The organism is Methylobacterium sp. A49B, assembly GCF_053346215.1.
Genome location: NZ_JBKFBO010000097.1, coordinates 1 through 14104, shown reverse-complemented (window position 1 = coordinate 14104; position 14104 = coordinate 1). Strand labels below are relative to the sequence as shown.

Below are 14104 nucleotides of genomic sequence, written 5' to 3'. Positions count from 1 at the left end.
ATCGTGAGTTGGAGACCGTGGATGCTGGATGTCGTCCGGGACGAGCCGAGCGCCCCCGCATCCGAGGCCGCGCTGACGGCGCATCGCGACCCGAGCCCGGCGACGCCGCCGCCCGGCGGATGGCGGCAGCTCGAAGCGTTGCCGGTCGGCCTGTTCGCCGCCGTCATGGGTTTGACGGGCCTGAGCGTCGCCTGGACGCTGGCGCAGACGCGTTACGGCGCGCCCGCCTGGATCGGGCCGGTCGTCGGCCTGACCGCCTCCGCCGCCTTCGTCCTGATCGCCGCGGGCTACGCCGTTAAGATCGCCATCGCGCCTCGGGCCGTGCGCGCCGAGTTCCAGCACCCGATCGCCGGCAACCTGTTCGGCACGCCGCTGATCAGCCTGCTGCTCCTGCCGATCCCGCTGGCGCGGGTGAACCTTACCCTGGCGCAGGCTGTCTGGGTCGTCGGCGCGGTGGGCATGAGCGTGTTCGCGTGGCTGATCGTGACGCGGTGGCTGAGCGACCGGCAGCAGGTCGCCCACGCCACGCCGGCCTGGATCGTACCGGTGGTCGGCCTCCTCGACGTCCCGTTGGCGCTCCCAAGCCTCGGCCTGCCGCCGATGCACGGCGTGATGATGTTCGGTCTCGCCGTCGGCCTGTTCTTCGCGCTGCCGCTGTTCACGCTGATCCTGTCCCGGCTCCTGTTCGAGGCGCCGATGCCCACCGGCCTGCAGCCGTCGCTGCTGATCCTCGTCGCGCCCTTCGCGGTCGGGTTCTCGGCCTACGTGGCGACCACGGGCGCGATCGACACCTTTGCGGAGGCGCTCTTCGCGGTCGCTCTGTTCCTGCTCGCGGTGCTGCTGCCGAAGCTCGCCCGGCTGGGCTGGGCCTGCCCGTTCCGCGTGTCGTGGTGGGGCGTGAGCTTCCCCCTCGCCGCCGCATCGGTGGCGGCCTTGCGCGTGGCGAACGCCATGCCGGGGCTTCTGGCGGATGCCGCCGCGCTGGCCCTGCTGGGGCTGGCCACCCTGGTCATCCTCTGGCTGGTCGCCAGGACGGTGCTCGGCCTCGCCCGCGGCGAGCTGCGTACGCTGGCCCAGTAGAGGCGGGTCGCGCCCGAGCCTCCGTTCCGAACTCCCAAAGACGAGCCTGGGATCAGGAATCGTCGACAGCTCCGTAGCCGGCAAGCATCGCAGTCCCGCACTGACTGTCTGCTTCTCCGAGGTGCAGCGCTGTCGGGCGGAGCTTGGTCGCGGCACCAGCCTACGGCGCATGATCGCGCCGCGGGCTCGCATGTCGATCTCCGGGCGCGCAGCGACTTGGTCGAGCGCCTACCAGGTCGTCGGCTTCGGGTTGCGCTCGTCGAACCCCTTCTGGTGCCAGTAGGGGTAGATCGGCGTCTCCTGGCTTGCCGCATCGAGGCGGGCCACCTGTTCGGGCGTCAGCCTCCAGCCGAGGGCGCCGAGATTCTGCTTCAGCTGCTCCTCCGTCCGGGCGCCGACCACGATGTTGCACACGGTCGGACGAGCCAGAAGCCAGTTGAGCGCCACCTGCGCCACGGTCTTGCCGGTCTCGGCCGCCACGGCGTCGAGGGCGTCCACCACGCTGAAAAGGGCCTCGTCGGAGACCGGCGGTCCGCCCTCGGCGCCCCCGGCGGCGATGCGGCCGCTCTGGTTGGCCTGTCCCCGACGGATCTTGCCGGTGAGGCGGCCCCAGCCGAGCGGGCTCCAGACCATCAGGCCGACGCCCTGGTCGATGCCGAGCGGCATCAGCTCCCACTCGTAGTGGCGGCCGATCAGCGAATAGTAGCCCTGATAGGCCACGTAGCGGGCCAGCCCGTAGCGCTCTGAGGTGGCGAGCGCCTTCATGAGCTGCCATCCCGAGAAGTTCGAGGCGCCGATGTAGCCGATCTTGCCCGCCCGCGTGAGATCGTCGAGCGCCCGCAGGGTCTCGTCCACGGGGGTCACCGCGTCGAAGCCGTGCATGAAGTAGATGTCGATATGGTCGGTGCCGAGCCGCTTCAGGCTGGCCTCGCAGGCGCGGACCAGATGGTAGCGCGAGGAGCCCACTTGGTTCAGGTCGTCGCTGAACCGGAAGGTCGCCTTCGTGGAGATCAGCGCCCGCTCGCGCTTTCCCTTGAGGGCCTGCCCCAGGATCTCCTCCGACGCGCCACCCGAGTAGATGTCGGCCGTGTCGAAGAAGTTGACGCCGGAATCGACGCAGAGGTCGACCATGCGGGTCGCCTCGGCCACGTCCGTCTGGCCCCAGCGCTCGAAGAACGCATTCGTCCCGCCGAAGGTGCCGGTGCCGAAGCTGAGCACCGGCACGGTGAGGCCGGAACGTCCGAACTGCCTGTATTCCATCAGGTCCTCCGAGCGATCACGCGCGCCGCGGATGGTGCGCAAAACGGTCTAACACGGTCACAGGCCCCGGTTTTCCCAGCCGGGGGCAGACCTGCCGTGCGCGGGAGGCTGCCGGCGCCGTCGCAGCCCCGATGATCAGTCTGCCGTCCCGGCAGACCCATCGAGGAAGGTCCGCACGGTCTCGCGGAGAAAGGCGGCATCGACCGGATTGGTCGACGGGTTGCCCGCCCGGTGGCCCCAGATGCTCGGGATCGGCCGCAGGATGGCATTGCGCAGGTGCGGGAGTTCGGCGGCGTTGTCGGCGACGCGGAAATAGAGATCGGTCTCCCCCGGCATCAGCAGCAGCCGGGCCGCGATCGCGCCGAGCGCCCGCGTCAGGTCGCCGCCGAAGCGCGGGTCGCGGCTGATGTCGCCCGCTTCCCAGGTGCACAGCTGCGCGTACAGGTCGGCCGCGCGACGGCGGGCGAAGCGCTCTTCCCAGTCGGTGCGGAGGAAGGTGTCGAGGTCCGGCGCGCCGCAGGCGGTGCGGTGCAGGTCCGCCCTGTAGAAATCCTGGCTGAGCCCCCAGCCCGCGTAGATGCGCGCAAAGGCCCGCAGCGCGGCCACGGGCTCGGCCGCGAAGCGTCCGGCGCCGCGATGCTCCGGTGCCACTTCCAGAACCGCCATCAGCCCCTTCAGGAAGACCCGGTTGTGGGTGGCGGTGCGGGCGCTGCCGCAGTTGATCACCGCGCGGGCGACGTCGTCGGCAAACAGGGCCGCCCAATGGTAGGCCTGCTGTGCCCCCATGGACCAGCCGTAGACGGCGTGCAGGCGCTTGATCCCCCAGACCTCCGCGAGCAGGCGGCGCTGCGCGTGGACGTTGTCCCAGGCGGTGACGAGGCCGGGCCAGTCCGGCGTGTTCGACGGGCTCGACGACAATCCGTTGCCGAACATATCCGGGATGACGATGAACCAGCGACCCGGATCGAGCACCCCATCGGGCCCGATCAGCCATTCGAGATCCGGATGCTGGGCCGAGTAGCTCGTCGGGTAGAGCACGACGTTGTCGCGGGCGGGGGACAGCGTCCCGTGCGTCTTCCACCGCAGATGCGCGCCCGGCAACACCGCACCCGATTGAAGGGGCAGATCGCCGAGGTCGAACGTCCCGGTCGCCGTCGCCCAGCCGGTCACAGGCTCGACCCCGGGATCGAGCCCCAGAAGCCGGAGACCGAACGCCCCGCGGGGCGTGTGCGCCGTGCCGCGTCCGCCAGCCGGTGGATCGGGCGTGGAGCGTCGTCGGGGAGCGTGGGGCGCGTGCGCATCGTCTCAATGAGCGCCTGCTGATGCACCCCGGTCAAGGGGTGCGGTCCGGTCAGGTCAAGCCGCCTCACTCATCGCGCGGCTCCGTCAGCCGATCGCCGCGGCGCGGAAGCACCGCCGCCCTGCGCAGGCAATCTACAACTTGCAGGTGGTACCTGTGACAGGCGCTGCATGATGCCTGGGCGGTCAAGCCGCATCAAGATCCCGATTGCGCGCGCGTCTCTCGGGGGCGCCGTGGCGCTCAGCGCGCGCTGGCATCCCGGTTTCATTCTGGCTCTCGCAGCAGCCCCCCTGGGCGGCAGTCTGGCCGTCGTCTCGGCGGCGCTGCTGCTCGCCCTGCGTGCGGATGATCGCGACATCGCATGTCGGGTGGGCGGCACGTCCGTCCGCCGAGGTGAAGGATCCGGCCGGCCGAGTGGCGGCGACTGCGCAGAGCCGCATCAGGGCGCCTGCGGCTTCCCCCGTCCCTGCTGTTCCGCGATGAAGATCCCGCCGAGAACGAGCGCGAGGGCCACGGCGTTGTCCAGTCGAAACGGTTCGCCGACGAGGGCGACGGCGAGGATTGCGCCGAAGACTGGCAGCAGGTTGACGAAGATCCCAGCTCGATTTGGGCCGATCAATTCGACGCCTTGCATGAACCAGAGCTGAGAGATCAGTGACGGTCCAAGGCCGACGTAAACGACGATCACCCAGCCCAGCGCCGTCGGCGCCAGCAAGTGACCGCGAGCCCACTCGATCGCCACCAGGGGCAGTGACGTCACGAACGCCACCGCCGCCATGGCGGCGAAGAAGGTGATCCCGGAGACTGCGGGCCGACCGCGCAACGCCACGGTGTAGCCTGCGTAGAAGACGCAGGCGACGAGCATGAAGACGTCGCCCGTGTTGAAGGCCATCGTGCGCAGCACGCCAAGGTCGCCGTGGGACGCTGCGACGACGACCCCGAGGAGGGTGACCGTGACACCGACGATCTGCATGGATCCGACCGGTGTCCGGTACACGAAACGGCTGCAGATCAAGACAAGGACGGGAATTGCACCCTGGATGAGAGCGAGATTGGCCGCGCTCGTGTAGGTCCCGGAGACGTAGAAGAGGGCGTTGAACGCGGTGTAGCCGCAGCCGCCCATGAGGAGGATCCGGCGCCAGCTCGGCAGCAGAATCCGCCACTCGCGGGAAACGCGTCGACCGGCGAGCGGGACAAGCGCGAGGCAGGCGACGAGCCAGCGCAAACCCGTGAGTGCCAACGGTGACACCTGGCCGACAGCCCATTTGCTGGCGACGGCATTTCCAGCCCAGACCAAGGCGGTCAACGTCAGAAGCACGTAGGCGCGTGTCGCATCGGCAGAGCCTTCTGCCGACTTGATCGACGGAGGTCGACGATAGACCATGCGCGCCCTTCAGCGTCGCGAAGTGAGCAGAGCAGGCCTGCGGCTCGACGCGCTGCGGCCACTGCCGGGGGCCGTCTGCGGCCCGCCGGACCACCGGCGCTGCGCCGGATCGGGCGCTCGCCGCTCGCCGACCTCGGAGATGCCCGGCATTCGACCACCTGACCGGTTCCGCGCTCTGCGATCGCAGGATGCGTGCACTTCGCAGAGATCGGCGACGGCGTATGCCGCATCGGCCATGATCATGCGCATGGGCGCCGCGATCGCACGGCAGTGGTCCACACGCAAAAGTTGCAATAAATCATAGTTTCTTCTTGAGGTTTCAAACACGCATCCGTTACCTATCCTGGCCTTCCGACTGACGCAGGTGGCGCAATGCCGAAAACCAGATCCCTCGGAGTTCAGCCTAGTCCGGACACGTTCCAGCACGCGCTCGATGCCCTCGATGTCATCGGGCGATGGGCGTGGGATGCCGCGACGGATCGCGTGCGTTCGGATGCGTTCGTCGCGCTGCTGTTCAACCTGCTTCCCGAGGAAGCCGAGGATGGTGTCCCGCTGTCGTCGTTCGTCGATGGTATCCATGCCGATGATCGAGACCGGGTCCTCGCACTGGTTCGGCGAAGCGCGCAAGAGGGGAGCACGTATCTCACGGAGTACCGCGTGAACTCGATCGACGGGCGCACCCGGTGGGTGCTGGCGCGCGGGCGCTTCACGAGCGATGCGGATGGCAGGCCCCTGGTCGGCAGCGGGATCCTCGTCGACATCACCCGGATGCGGATGAGCGAGGGGACGTTCAACGAGGCGGAGAGCGTTCCGGAGGAGGCGCCCCTCGATCGTGCCGCCGATCACGCCATCGCCGCACAACAGTCGATCGCCGAGATGTCGGATCCGGGCTTGAAGGTCCTGGCAGATGCACTGCTGATCGCCTTGGGCCGCAAGTTGGCGCAGCGGACGGTTCAGGACCGACGCCGGCACATGAACTGAGCGCGTCTCGACCGACAGGAAGCGGCCTCGCCAGAAATCGTCAGGGCGCATCCCGCGCGGACCGTGCGCCGGCAGCCGTACCGATTGGTCAGCCAGCGGACGCACGGTCAGGTGGAACTTGACGCATGTAGACGACAGGTCATCGTAGCCCGTCGCTGCAACGCGGCTCGCACGATCCCGACAAGCCTCGTTCTGAACGGCGAACGGGCGAAGCTTTTCATCCGTCCAAGACTGAAAGGGACGGTATCCAAGCGCAATCGCGCGCGGGACCGATCACAGACAATTCGGCTGGGCGCCCGAGAGTATCCCGGATGATTTTCGTGGCGAATGCCGATGGCGGAGTGAGTTACGTCAGCCCCGAATGGAGCGCCTTCACGGGCCAGGCGGCCGCCGAGGCGGTGGAGCATGGCTGGTCTCGCTGCCTCCACGCCGACGACTTCGCGGGTGCCACGAGTTTCCTGCAGACGGCCCTCGATCAGCAGAGCGAGTACACCCTCAACGCCCGCCTTCGCCGTACCGATGGGAGCTACACCTGGGTGGTGATCGGGGCTGTTCCGTCCTACGGGCCGCCCGCGCGGACATTCCTCGGGTTTCTCGGCTCGATCACCGAGGTGGCTCACGACACCACCACGCCTCCGACCGTCCGTGGGACACTCGCACGGTTCGTTCCGCCTCCGATGAATCCCGCGACACCGCCGGGTTCCGTCCTGGAGGCTGTTGCGGACCATCTCCTGATGGCACACGGGCTGATCGAGGAAGACGGCGCCAAAGAGCTGCTGCCAACCCTGCGACAGGCCTTGGCTGTGGCCGGTCGCCTGCTGGCACGTGGTATGACCGCAGACGTCCCGAGTGATCGCATCCACTGAAGCTGATCGCGGTCTGCCTCGCACCCGTCGCCTCGCTCGGGTCGGTTGGCCCCCCTCGAACGCCCTGCAAGTGCAGGAGCCCCGAGCAGCATCATCCCCGTCGCGATGGCAGCCGTCGTCGGCTGATTCATCGCGGTCGCGTTGCTGTGGCAGCAACTGGTGTCGACGGCGTTGCTGCTCAGCCGGCTCGCTGGAAGCGCAGCAGCAATCGCAGTCATCCTCGGGTTCTGGTTGGTGAGCATGTTCGTGCCATGCATGCCGAATTCGCGTTGAGACAGCACCGGTACTGCCCCCCGAGAATGAGCGCTCCCGAAGCCGAGCGCTCTCGCAAAACTTTGCTCAATAGTTGTCTTTCTGTCAATTGATGCAACTTTTGATTAGCATCTGAACGCCACCATGGGTTGTGCAGCCCGCAGGCTGCGCGATTCGCGGAGGGCGGCCCATGGCTTTGCGGCGTTTGCTTCGGCGCGGCCTGCGTTCGGCGTGGCTCTGTGACCGGGGTGGCTCGGCGGTGGAATTCGCCCTCGTCGCCCCCGTAGTCCTGCTCCTCTTCGCCGGGATCACGGTGTTCGGGATCTGCCTCGGGGCCGCCAACAACTTGCGGCAGATCGCTGCCGAGGCGGCGCGTGCTTCCGTGGCCGGGGTCACGGATTCGGAACGCGCGACCCTGGCCCAGAACACGGTCGATCGGAACCTCGCCTCCGGGGCGATGTTCCGGCCGGGCAGCGTGGCCGTTCAGGTCGGACCGGATCCCAACGACGCCACGATCTACACCGTCACCATCACGCTCGACACGACAAGCCTGGGAATCAACGCCTTCTCGCGCCTGCTCCCGATGCTGCCCACCCTGCTGCGCAGCACGGTGAGCGTACGGAAGGGAGGCCTATGAGCAGAGCGCGGCCGCAGCGCAGGTTTTGGCGGTTTGGAGCCGAGCGCGGTGGCAACGTTGCAATCCTGGTCGCCCTCGGCAGCGCGCTGCTGATGGGCGCGGGCGCGATCGGCATCGATCTCGGCACCGTCTTCCAGGCTCGGCGCAAGGCACAGGGTGCCGTCGACGTCGCCGCCATGCTTGCCGCAGCCAATCCCGCTCGGGCCGACACGCTGGCCCGGCAGTCGCTCTCCGACAACGGCTACAGTACGGGCAGTCCCATCGCCGTGACGGCGGGTGCCTATGCCGCGAGGGCTCAAGTCGCACCCGCCGATCGCTTCCAATCCGGCGCATCGCCAGCCAACGCCGTCCGGGTGGCGCTCCAGACCTCGGCGCGCACCCACTTCGCGCGCGTGCTCGGCCTTGCGCCCGTCGTGCCGATCCGGGTCACCGGCACGGCGGCTCAAGCGCAGTTCGCCACCTTCTCGATCGGGTCAGGCACGGTCGCGTTGAACGGCGGCATCGCCAACGCCCTGCTTGGCGCCCTGCTCGGCACGCGGTTGTCGCTCAGCGTGATGGATTACAACGCCCTCGCGGGCGCGCGCGTGGATGCGTTCCGCTTCCTCGACGCGCTCGCCACCAGCCTCAACCTGCAGGCAGCGAGCTACAACGACATCCTCCAGTCGAACGCCAGTGTTGGTCAGGTCGTATCGGCTCTCCAGGTCGCGGCCCGCGGCGAACTGAACGCGGCGCCGGTCCTCAGCGCGCTCGGCACGCTGCTCGGCAACCTGACCGGGTCGGCAGGCGCCGGAGCGACAGTGCCGCTCGCGCAGATCGTCGACCTGGGCGACGCCGCCAATCTCGGGCCGGCACGCGGCAGCGCGGGCCCCAAGGTCCCGCTGCTCAACCTCATCACCGACGCCGCTTCAGTGGCCAACGGGCAGCGCCAGATCTCGGTCGATCTCGGTGCCAGCCTCGCCGGGCTTCTCTCCGCGCGGGTGACGCTCGCCGTCGGCGAGCGCCGGCAGAGTTCGAGCTGGGTCCAGCCCGGTACCAGCAACGCCACCATCCACACCGCGCAGACGCGCCTGCTGATCGAGGTGACGATCACGGCGCCGCTGGGCCTGGGCACCATCAACCTGCCCATCTACGCCGAGGTCGCTCCAGCGACGGCCACGCTGAAATCGGTGACCTGCCCCTGGTCGGATCCGAGCCAGCGCAAGGTGACGATCGACGCTCAGCCGGGTCTTCTCACGCTGGCGGTCGCCAAAGTGCCCTACTCCGCGATCGCGGTCGGGGCAGCCACGCCGGACCTGTCCCAACCCGCGCCCCTGATCAACCTGCCGTTGATCTGGGTCAAGGCACTGGCGCGAACGACCGTCGCGCCGGCGAACCCGCAGACCCTCACCTTCTCGGATAGCGACATCGCCAACCAAGTCACCCGCACCGTCACTTCGACCGGCCTCACCACGTCGCTGACCGGCAGCCTGATCCAGAGCCTCAACCTGAGCGTCGACGGCCAGGATCTGGTGCTCCTGACGCTTCTGAAGCCGCTGCTCCTCCCCGTGCTCTCGGCAGTGACGCCGACGCTCGACCTCATCCTCGACAATGTGCTGAAGCTGCTCGGCGTCCGTCTGGGTTACGTAGACGTGACGGTCGACGGTACCCGGTGCGATCAGGCTGTCCTCGTGCAGTGAAGCGGCGGGCGACGACACGATGCGCCGAACGGTACGCGCCAGTCCCGCCGCTTGCACCCGCGCAACCCGAGCGCACATGCCCTGGCCGGAGGGTGGGTCGGTGTCCCGCTCTCGACTGGCGAGGTTGGCGGTCCGTCGTGAAGCAATCCGATGAAGGCGCGATCGGGCAACGGTCCTGCCGGTCTCAGGGGTGCGTAAGGCGCCTTTTTCACGCAGCCATTCGCGAGCGCGCGAACGTAATAGTCCCGATCGCCGCGCATCGCACCGAAGCGAGCCATTGATCTTATCGTTATCGCTCGATGACTGAGGAAAGCTCCGCATTGAGCGGGTCGCAGCGCCCCGAATATTTTCAACACTCAGGAGCCTGAGAATGGCGCCCCTAAAACAGATCAGTCCTTTGTACCGACAGTTACTTTGAAATCCACAGTGGTCGATGTCTTGGACTTGCAACCTGGGCGTGTTATACGCTAGTGAGCGGATCGCACCATGCCCGGTGATGCTCCCTCGTGGCGTTGTCGGGTATACGAACGGAGGCCGCGGTGGAGTCGAAAATGCAGTCGTCCGCCCACTCCGAGCACAAGGAACACCGGCAGGACGAGGTCCAACACAGTCCGGTCACGACCAAGAATTCGGCGAGCGGTCGACTTCTGGGCCGGATCGCGGAAGCGCTTCAAGTCCCGCCGGTCGTGCTGTACGGACCGGCCACGGCTGTCACGTCATTCAGGCGGGCCAACCGCGACGACGACTTCAGCCCCGACATCGACCTCGATCATGACTGCTTGGCTCTGCTGGACGCCTACAGGCGTATCCGTGATCCGCAGACGCGACAGCGCCTTCTCACCCTCGCAGAGGCCGCCGGTCAAGAAGCCTGAGACGCTTCTCCGCTGCGGACGAGGTCAGGCATGCGGCCTGAACGCTGCGGTCAGTGCACCGTGAGATCCGGCACCGGCTCGGCCAGCATCGATGACTCCGCCAGCGAGGCCGCAATCTGCCGACCCAGTTCGCGCAGCAGAGGCTCGATGAGCGGCCGGAGCGCCTTGGCAGCCTGGACGTCGAGATCACGAATGATCCGCTCGATCTCCAGCGCGCGCTCGGTCATGCGCTCCAAGTTCGATCCCGGATGCTCCGGTGTGGTCAGGAAGCGTGCCGGCCCATCGGTATGCCCGTCGTTCCGGCTGTCGGTGACGTCGATGACGATGCCGCGCCCGAACATCCGGCCACGCGGATCCCGAGCGTAGTGGCCACGCGCCAGGACCCACCGGACGATCCCCGGCGCCGGCACCACCCGGTGTTCCCAGACGAAGACGCCGCCCTGTTCCAGCACGAGGCGACGGCGTTCCATATCCCGCATCAGATCGTCCGGATGGAACGCGGACAGGAGACGCGCGATCGTGACGCCCTCCGCAGCCTCTTCCTCCGACAGGCCGAACAGGCGGGCCATGACGACGTCGCCGCGCGTTCGATCCGCCTCCAGATCGGCCTCCCAGACGCCGATGCTGAGCGAAGCCACAGGCAGCGGCCGTGACCACAGAGTAATTCCGGGTGTCTTACGGGACATGCACCGTCCGGCTGTCTCGCAGTTCAACGTGAGGACACGAACACAATTTTGCGCGACTTCGCCACCACGGTATCCGATCCGAGCAATGACGGCCAGCGGCGGACCCGGAATGGCGAAGCACGATGACGGCAAGGTGCGCGCCGCCGACTTCGTTGCGGCGACCGGGACCGCGGCGTCCGAGCGGGCGCGCCGGGTGCGGTTGTTGAGGCGGGTCGCCGATGCACTGCAGGTGCCCGAGTCCAGCCTGTACGATACGGTTCGCGGGCCGCTCCCACCCGAAGATGGATCATCGGCCACCGACGAAGACCGCGAGCGCCAATGCGCAGCGTTGCTGCGCGCCTATCGCCGCATTCAGGATCCCGCCGAGCGACGTCGCCTGCTCGAACTCGTGCAGGCGACCGCCGAGCGGGGTTGAACGAGTCGCACCGCACGGCCTGTCGCAGCCTCACGATCCCACAGCGCTGCGGGCCAGGGCGACAGGACGGTCGTCTCAGAACTCGCCGGCGAGGCCGGCCCGGGCACCGAGGGCGTTGTCGCCGCCATAGGCCACACCCGCGGTGACGGCGATCGGGACGCAGCAGGTCGGCAGCCGGTGCGCGATCGCGACGCCGCCTGCCCACTCGCCGCGGTACGTCGCCCCGTTGGTCGCCCAGGTCGTCTTGCCGGGGGCCGAGGGCATCGGGGCCGTGGCCATGGCGATCGCCATGGCGACTCCCTGCCGGGCCTCCTTGCGGGTCTGGATGGCGTAGCGCTGCACGGCGTCCGTCTTGGCTTCCAGATTGTTGACCTGCGACTGGACCGAGTCGATGCGGCTGCCCAATCCTGCGATGGTGGAGGGTCCGTAGGCAGACGCCGCGAGGTTGCCGTTGGCGTCGGTCGTCACGAAGTTGGTCGGACCGCTCTGAGCCGCGGCGCTCGCCTGGGAGGCGATGCCGGCCAGCGTGTAGGTGTTGCCGGCGTTGCCGATCGCGACCTGGCCAGCCCGGGTGGTCTTCACGTTGGCGCCGATGGCGATCGCGTTCCCCTGATCGGCGCCGGCACCGTTGCCGAGGGCGACGCTGCTGTTCCCGGCCGCCGACGCGGCCGCGCCGATCGCCGTGGATCCCGAGCCGGTCGCTCCGGCAGCGAAGCCCAGGGCGGTGCTCCCATCTCCGAGCGCCGCGGAGGCCGTTCCAATCGCCGTGCTGCCGACGCCCTGTGCGGCCGCGGCATAGCCGAGGGCGACGCTGCCGGTATTGGACGCGCTCGCACCGGTTCCGACGGCGGTCGCGGCCGTGCCGGACGCGCTCGCGCCGTATCCGACGGCCAGCGCGTCGCCGCCGGTGGCGCTCGGGCCCGCCTGGCCGCTGGTGTTGTTGGCCGCGACGCCGCTGATCTCCGAGAACGAGGTGAGACGCAGGTCGGACACGACGGTCTGACCTTGAGACTGCGTGACGTTTCCGGTCAGGATGAAGACGTTCTGGCCGCCGCCGGTCCCGCCGCCGCCGCAGGTACCGCACCCGCCGCCGGTGCCGGCGGTTCCGAGCGTGAGGCCCGTACCGAGCAGACCGTCGCCCGGCCCCGTCGTACCGACCAGCAGCCCGGTTCCGAGAACCCCTGTCCCGCTCGTGCCGACCTGCAGGCCGGTGCCGAGTATACCGCTGCCCGGCGCAGTGGTGCCCAGTCCTAAACCCGTACCCAGAAGTCCCGTCCCACCGGTGCTGACCTGCAGGCCGGTGCCGAGAAGGCCACTTCCCGGCGCGCTCGTGCTGATCCCGAGCCCGGTCCCGAGGATGCCGCCGCCGGACGTATCAAGGGTGCCCCGCAGAAGCTGGGCTTGGGCTGGGGACGTGAACAGACACCCCGAGAGCCCGGTGCAAACCAAATAAGCTGCAGCACGAAGAGGGCGGATCGGTCTCTTCTTTCGTGTCGATGCTTCCATCAACGCGATGGCGACTTCACGCATCTGCAACTCCTCTACTGAGGTTGGGTGTGAAGCCTCCGGTGCCCAGAGACTTCCGATGCGCACAGCTTCTGATTGAAAGGTTGATTGTATCTTAAAGTTGTACTCGGAGAGTTTACTCAACCGCTGCCCTCGCCGTCTCGCAGCGCCGGAGGACGCGCGGCGGAGGGCATCACCATCTCTGCTGGCGCGCAGCGGGCAGTCGTGCGCCAACCTTGTCACGCGCCCCTGCAAAATCGGCCTGATGTCGCAACAACCGGCAGCCCCTCGGCCGACCGGCGCCCCTGTTGCCGCCGCGGGAGATGCCGACACGAGCGGCGCCGGCCGCGATCGCCGTCAGGTCCCTGTGATCGAGTTTCTGCTTCTGCACGGCCGTCATCCCCGTCCGAGGATCGACAGGATTGTCACTCCATTGCAATCGATGGTTGCGTACCCTTTGGGCTGTATCCGGTCGGATTGCGTGAGCGTGTACCCTTCGCGCAATCGTCCGGCTGCAGAGTATCGGCACGCGGAGTATCGTGGAGTAGACACCAAATGGATCTACAGGCTTCGTCGATCACGCGCGTCCAGTTCGGCGACCCCGCGCTTCAATTGGTCGGCACAGTTCGCTTCATCCTGTGTCGATGGCGCGACCGCCTGTCGCTCGATTGTTCATTCCTGCGCAGACTACTGAGACGGGCAGGCCGTTCCACCCAATTTTCCAGGCAAACTGGTGGAGGCATGTCTTGGGTGCACGCTCGGGTTGTTCTATTGTGCGAAACCGAGTTGACCGCAATTGGGTTAGACAGCGCCTGACATGAGGCAACCTCGACCACGCGAAGGCGCTTACCCAGATGACGACGACCATCAGCCCGAAGCTCACCACCGAGGCCGACCGCACGATCGGCGGCCTGGTCGCCGCGCTGCGCAAGGCTCAGGGTCTCAGCCAGTCCGCGCTGGGTCAGGCGCTGGGCGTCAGCTTCCAGCAGGTCCAGAAGTACGAGAAAGGCCGCAACCGGATCGGGGTCGGCCGGCTGCAGGCGATCGCCGACGTGCTCCACGTGCCGGTGGAGACGTTCTTCGTCGGGCAGGCGGGGTCGGACTCCGAGGAGACGGGGACGCGGACGTTCTTCGAGGACCCGCAGGTCATGGAACTCGTCATGGCGTTCACCAGCATCGCCGACGAGAC

General features: G+C 67.9%; 13 protein-coding genes. 8 read left to right on the top strand and 5 right to left on the bottom strand.

Annotated elements, in window-relative coordinates:
• The first annotated feature begins 21 nt into the window (after window positions 1-21).
• Window positions 22-1080: an SLAC1 anion channel family protein gene (locus tag ACLBX9_RS15485; RefSeq protein WP_447719548.1), complete on the top strand. Its 1059-nt coding sequence runs from the start codon at window positions 22-24 to the stop codon at window positions 1078-1080.
• Window positions 1081-1308: 228 nt separating this feature from the next.
• Here the strand turns inward: ACLBX9_RS15485 and ACLBX9_RS15480 are convergent, their stop codons facing one another.
• From ACLBX9_RS15480 to ACLBX9_RS15470, 3 genes are all read right to left on the bottom strand, one after another.
• Window positions 1309-2340 (bottom strand): aldo/keto reductase, encoded by a 1032-nt coding sequence (locus ACLBX9_RS15480; RefSeq protein ID WP_447719547.1) that lies wholly within the window; start codon window positions 2338-2340, stop codon window positions 1309-1311.
• 135 nt (window positions 2341-2475) lie between these two features.
• Window positions 2476-3510: an alpha/beta fold hydrolase gene (locus tag ACLBX9_RS15475; protein WP_447719546.1), complete on the bottom strand. Its 1035-nt coding sequence runs from the start codon at window positions 3508-3510 to the stop codon at window positions 2476-2478.
• Window positions 3511-4079: 569 nt separating this feature from the next.
• Entirely contained in the window at window positions 4080-5024 is a 945-nt protein-coding gene (locus tag ACLBX9_RS15470; protein ID WP_447719545.1) for a DMT family transporter, read from the bottom strand.
• 372 nt (window positions 5025-5396) lie between these two features.
• Here ACLBX9_RS15470 and ACLBX9_RS15465 point away from each other — a divergent pair, with 372 nt between their 5' ends.
• The 5 genes from ACLBX9_RS15465 to ACLBX9_RS15445 all read left to right on the top strand — a co-directional run bounded on the left by ACLBX9_RS15465 (window position 5397) and on the right by ACLBX9_RS15445 (window position 10308).
• On the top strand, window positions 5397-6005 hold the full coding sequence (locus tag ACLBX9_RS15465; RefSeq protein ID WP_447719544.1) for a PAS domain-containing protein: 609 nt from the start codon (window positions 5397-5399) through the stop codon (window positions 6003-6005).
• A gap of 311 nt (window positions 6006-6316) precedes the next feature.
• Complete coding sequence (locus ACLBX9_RS15460; RefSeq protein ID WP_447719543.1) at window positions 6317-6871, top strand: PAS domain-containing protein; 555 nt, start codon at window positions 6317-6319, stop codon at window positions 6869-6871.
• Between the two features lie 442 nt (window positions 6872-7313).
• On the top strand, window positions 7314-7760 hold the full coding sequence (locus ACLBX9_RS15455) for a TadE/TadG family type IV pilus assembly protein (protein WP_447719542.1): 447 nt from the start codon (window positions 7314-7316) through the stop codon (window positions 7758-7760).
• Window positions 7757-9436 (top strand): pilus assembly protein TadG-related protein, encoded by a 1680-nt coding sequence (locus tag ACLBX9_RS15450; protein ID WP_447719541.1) that lies wholly within the window; start codon window positions 7757-7759, stop codon window positions 9434-9436. The genes ACLBX9_RS15455 and ACLBX9_RS15450 overlap by 4 nt, the downstream gene beginning before the upstream one ends.
• A 551-nt stretch (window positions 9437-9987) precedes the next feature.
• Window positions 9988-10308 (top strand): hypothetical protein, encoded by a 321-nt coding sequence (locus ACLBX9_RS15445; protein WP_158168800.1) that lies wholly within the window; start codon window positions 9988-9990, stop codon window positions 10306-10308.
• 50 nt (window positions 10309-10358) lie between these two features.
• Here ACLBX9_RS15445 and ACLBX9_RS15440 read toward each other — a convergent pair whose 3' ends face one another.
• Window positions 10359-10994, bottom strand: a complete 636-nt coding sequence (locus ACLBX9_RS15440; RefSeq protein ID WP_158168802.1) for a PAS domain-containing protein — start codon at window positions 10992-10994, stop codon at window positions 10359-10361.
• 109 nt (window positions 10995-11103) lie between these two features.
• On the opposite strand from ACLBX9_RS15440, the gene ACLBX9_RS15435 reads away from it, so the two are divergent.
• Window positions 11104-11409 (top strand): hypothetical protein, encoded by a 306-nt coding sequence (locus tag ACLBX9_RS15435; RefSeq protein WP_158168804.1) that lies wholly within the window; start codon window positions 11104-11106, stop codon window positions 11407-11409.
• Window positions 11410-11484: 75 nt separating this feature from the next.
• Here ACLBX9_RS15435 and ACLBX9_RS15430 read toward each other — a convergent pair whose 3' ends face one another.
• The gene (locus ACLBX9_RS15430) at window positions 11485-12858 is read right to left on the bottom strand and encodes a hypothetical protein (RefSeq protein WP_447719540.1); all 1374 of its coding nucleotides are present in this window, start codon (window positions 12856-12858) and stop codon (window positions 11485-11487) included.
• A 911-nt stretch (window positions 12859-13769) separates the two neighbouring features.
• Here ACLBX9_RS15430 and ACLBX9_RS15425 point away from each other — a divergent pair.
• Window positions 13770-14104 (top strand): helix-turn-helix domain-containing protein (locus ACLBX9_RS15425; RefSeq protein ID WP_447719539.1); only part of this gene is annotated, 335 nt, incomplete at its 3' end.

Coding starts and splice junctions, on each gene's coding strand:
- ACLBX9_RS15445 (WP_158168800.1), top strand. CDS start 9,988: ATGCAGTCGTCCGCCCACTCCGAGCACAAGGAACACCGGCAGGACGAG.
- ACLBX9_RS15485 (WP_447719548.1), top strand. CDS start 22: ATGCTGGATGTCGTCCGGGACGAGCCGAGCGCCCCCGCATCCGAGGCC.
- ACLBX9_RS15470 (WP_447719545.1), bottom strand. CDS start 5,024: ATGGTCTATCGTCGACCTCCGTCGATCAAGTCGGCAGAAGGCTCTGCC.
- ACLBX9_RS15465 (WP_447719544.1), top strand. CDS start 5,397: ATGCCGAAAACCAGATCCCTCGGAGTTCAGCCTAGTCCGGACACGTTC.
- ACLBX9_RS15480 (WP_447719547.1), bottom strand. CDS start 2,340: ATGGAATACAGGCAGTTCGGACGTTCCGGCCTCACCGTGCCGGTGCTC.
- ACLBX9_RS15450 (WP_447719541.1), top strand. CDS start 7,757: ATGAGCAGAGCGCGGCCGCAGCGCAGGTTTTGGCGGTTTGGAGCCGAG.
- ACLBX9_RS15455 (WP_447719542.1), top strand. CDS start 7,314: ATGGCTTTGCGGCGTTTGCTTCGGCGCGGCCTGCGTTCGGCGTGGCTC.
- ACLBX9_RS15435 (WP_158168804.1), top strand. CDS start 11,104: ATGGCGAAGCACGATGACGGCAAGGTGCGCGCCGCCGACTTCGTTGCG.
- ACLBX9_RS15460 (WP_447719543.1), top strand. CDS start 6,317: ATGATTTTCGTGGCGAATGCCGATGGCGGAGTGAGTTACGTCAGCCCC.
- ACLBX9_RS15440 (WP_158168802.1), bottom strand. CDS start 10,994: ATGTCCCGTAAGACACCCGGAATTACTCTGTGGTCACGGCCGCTGCCT.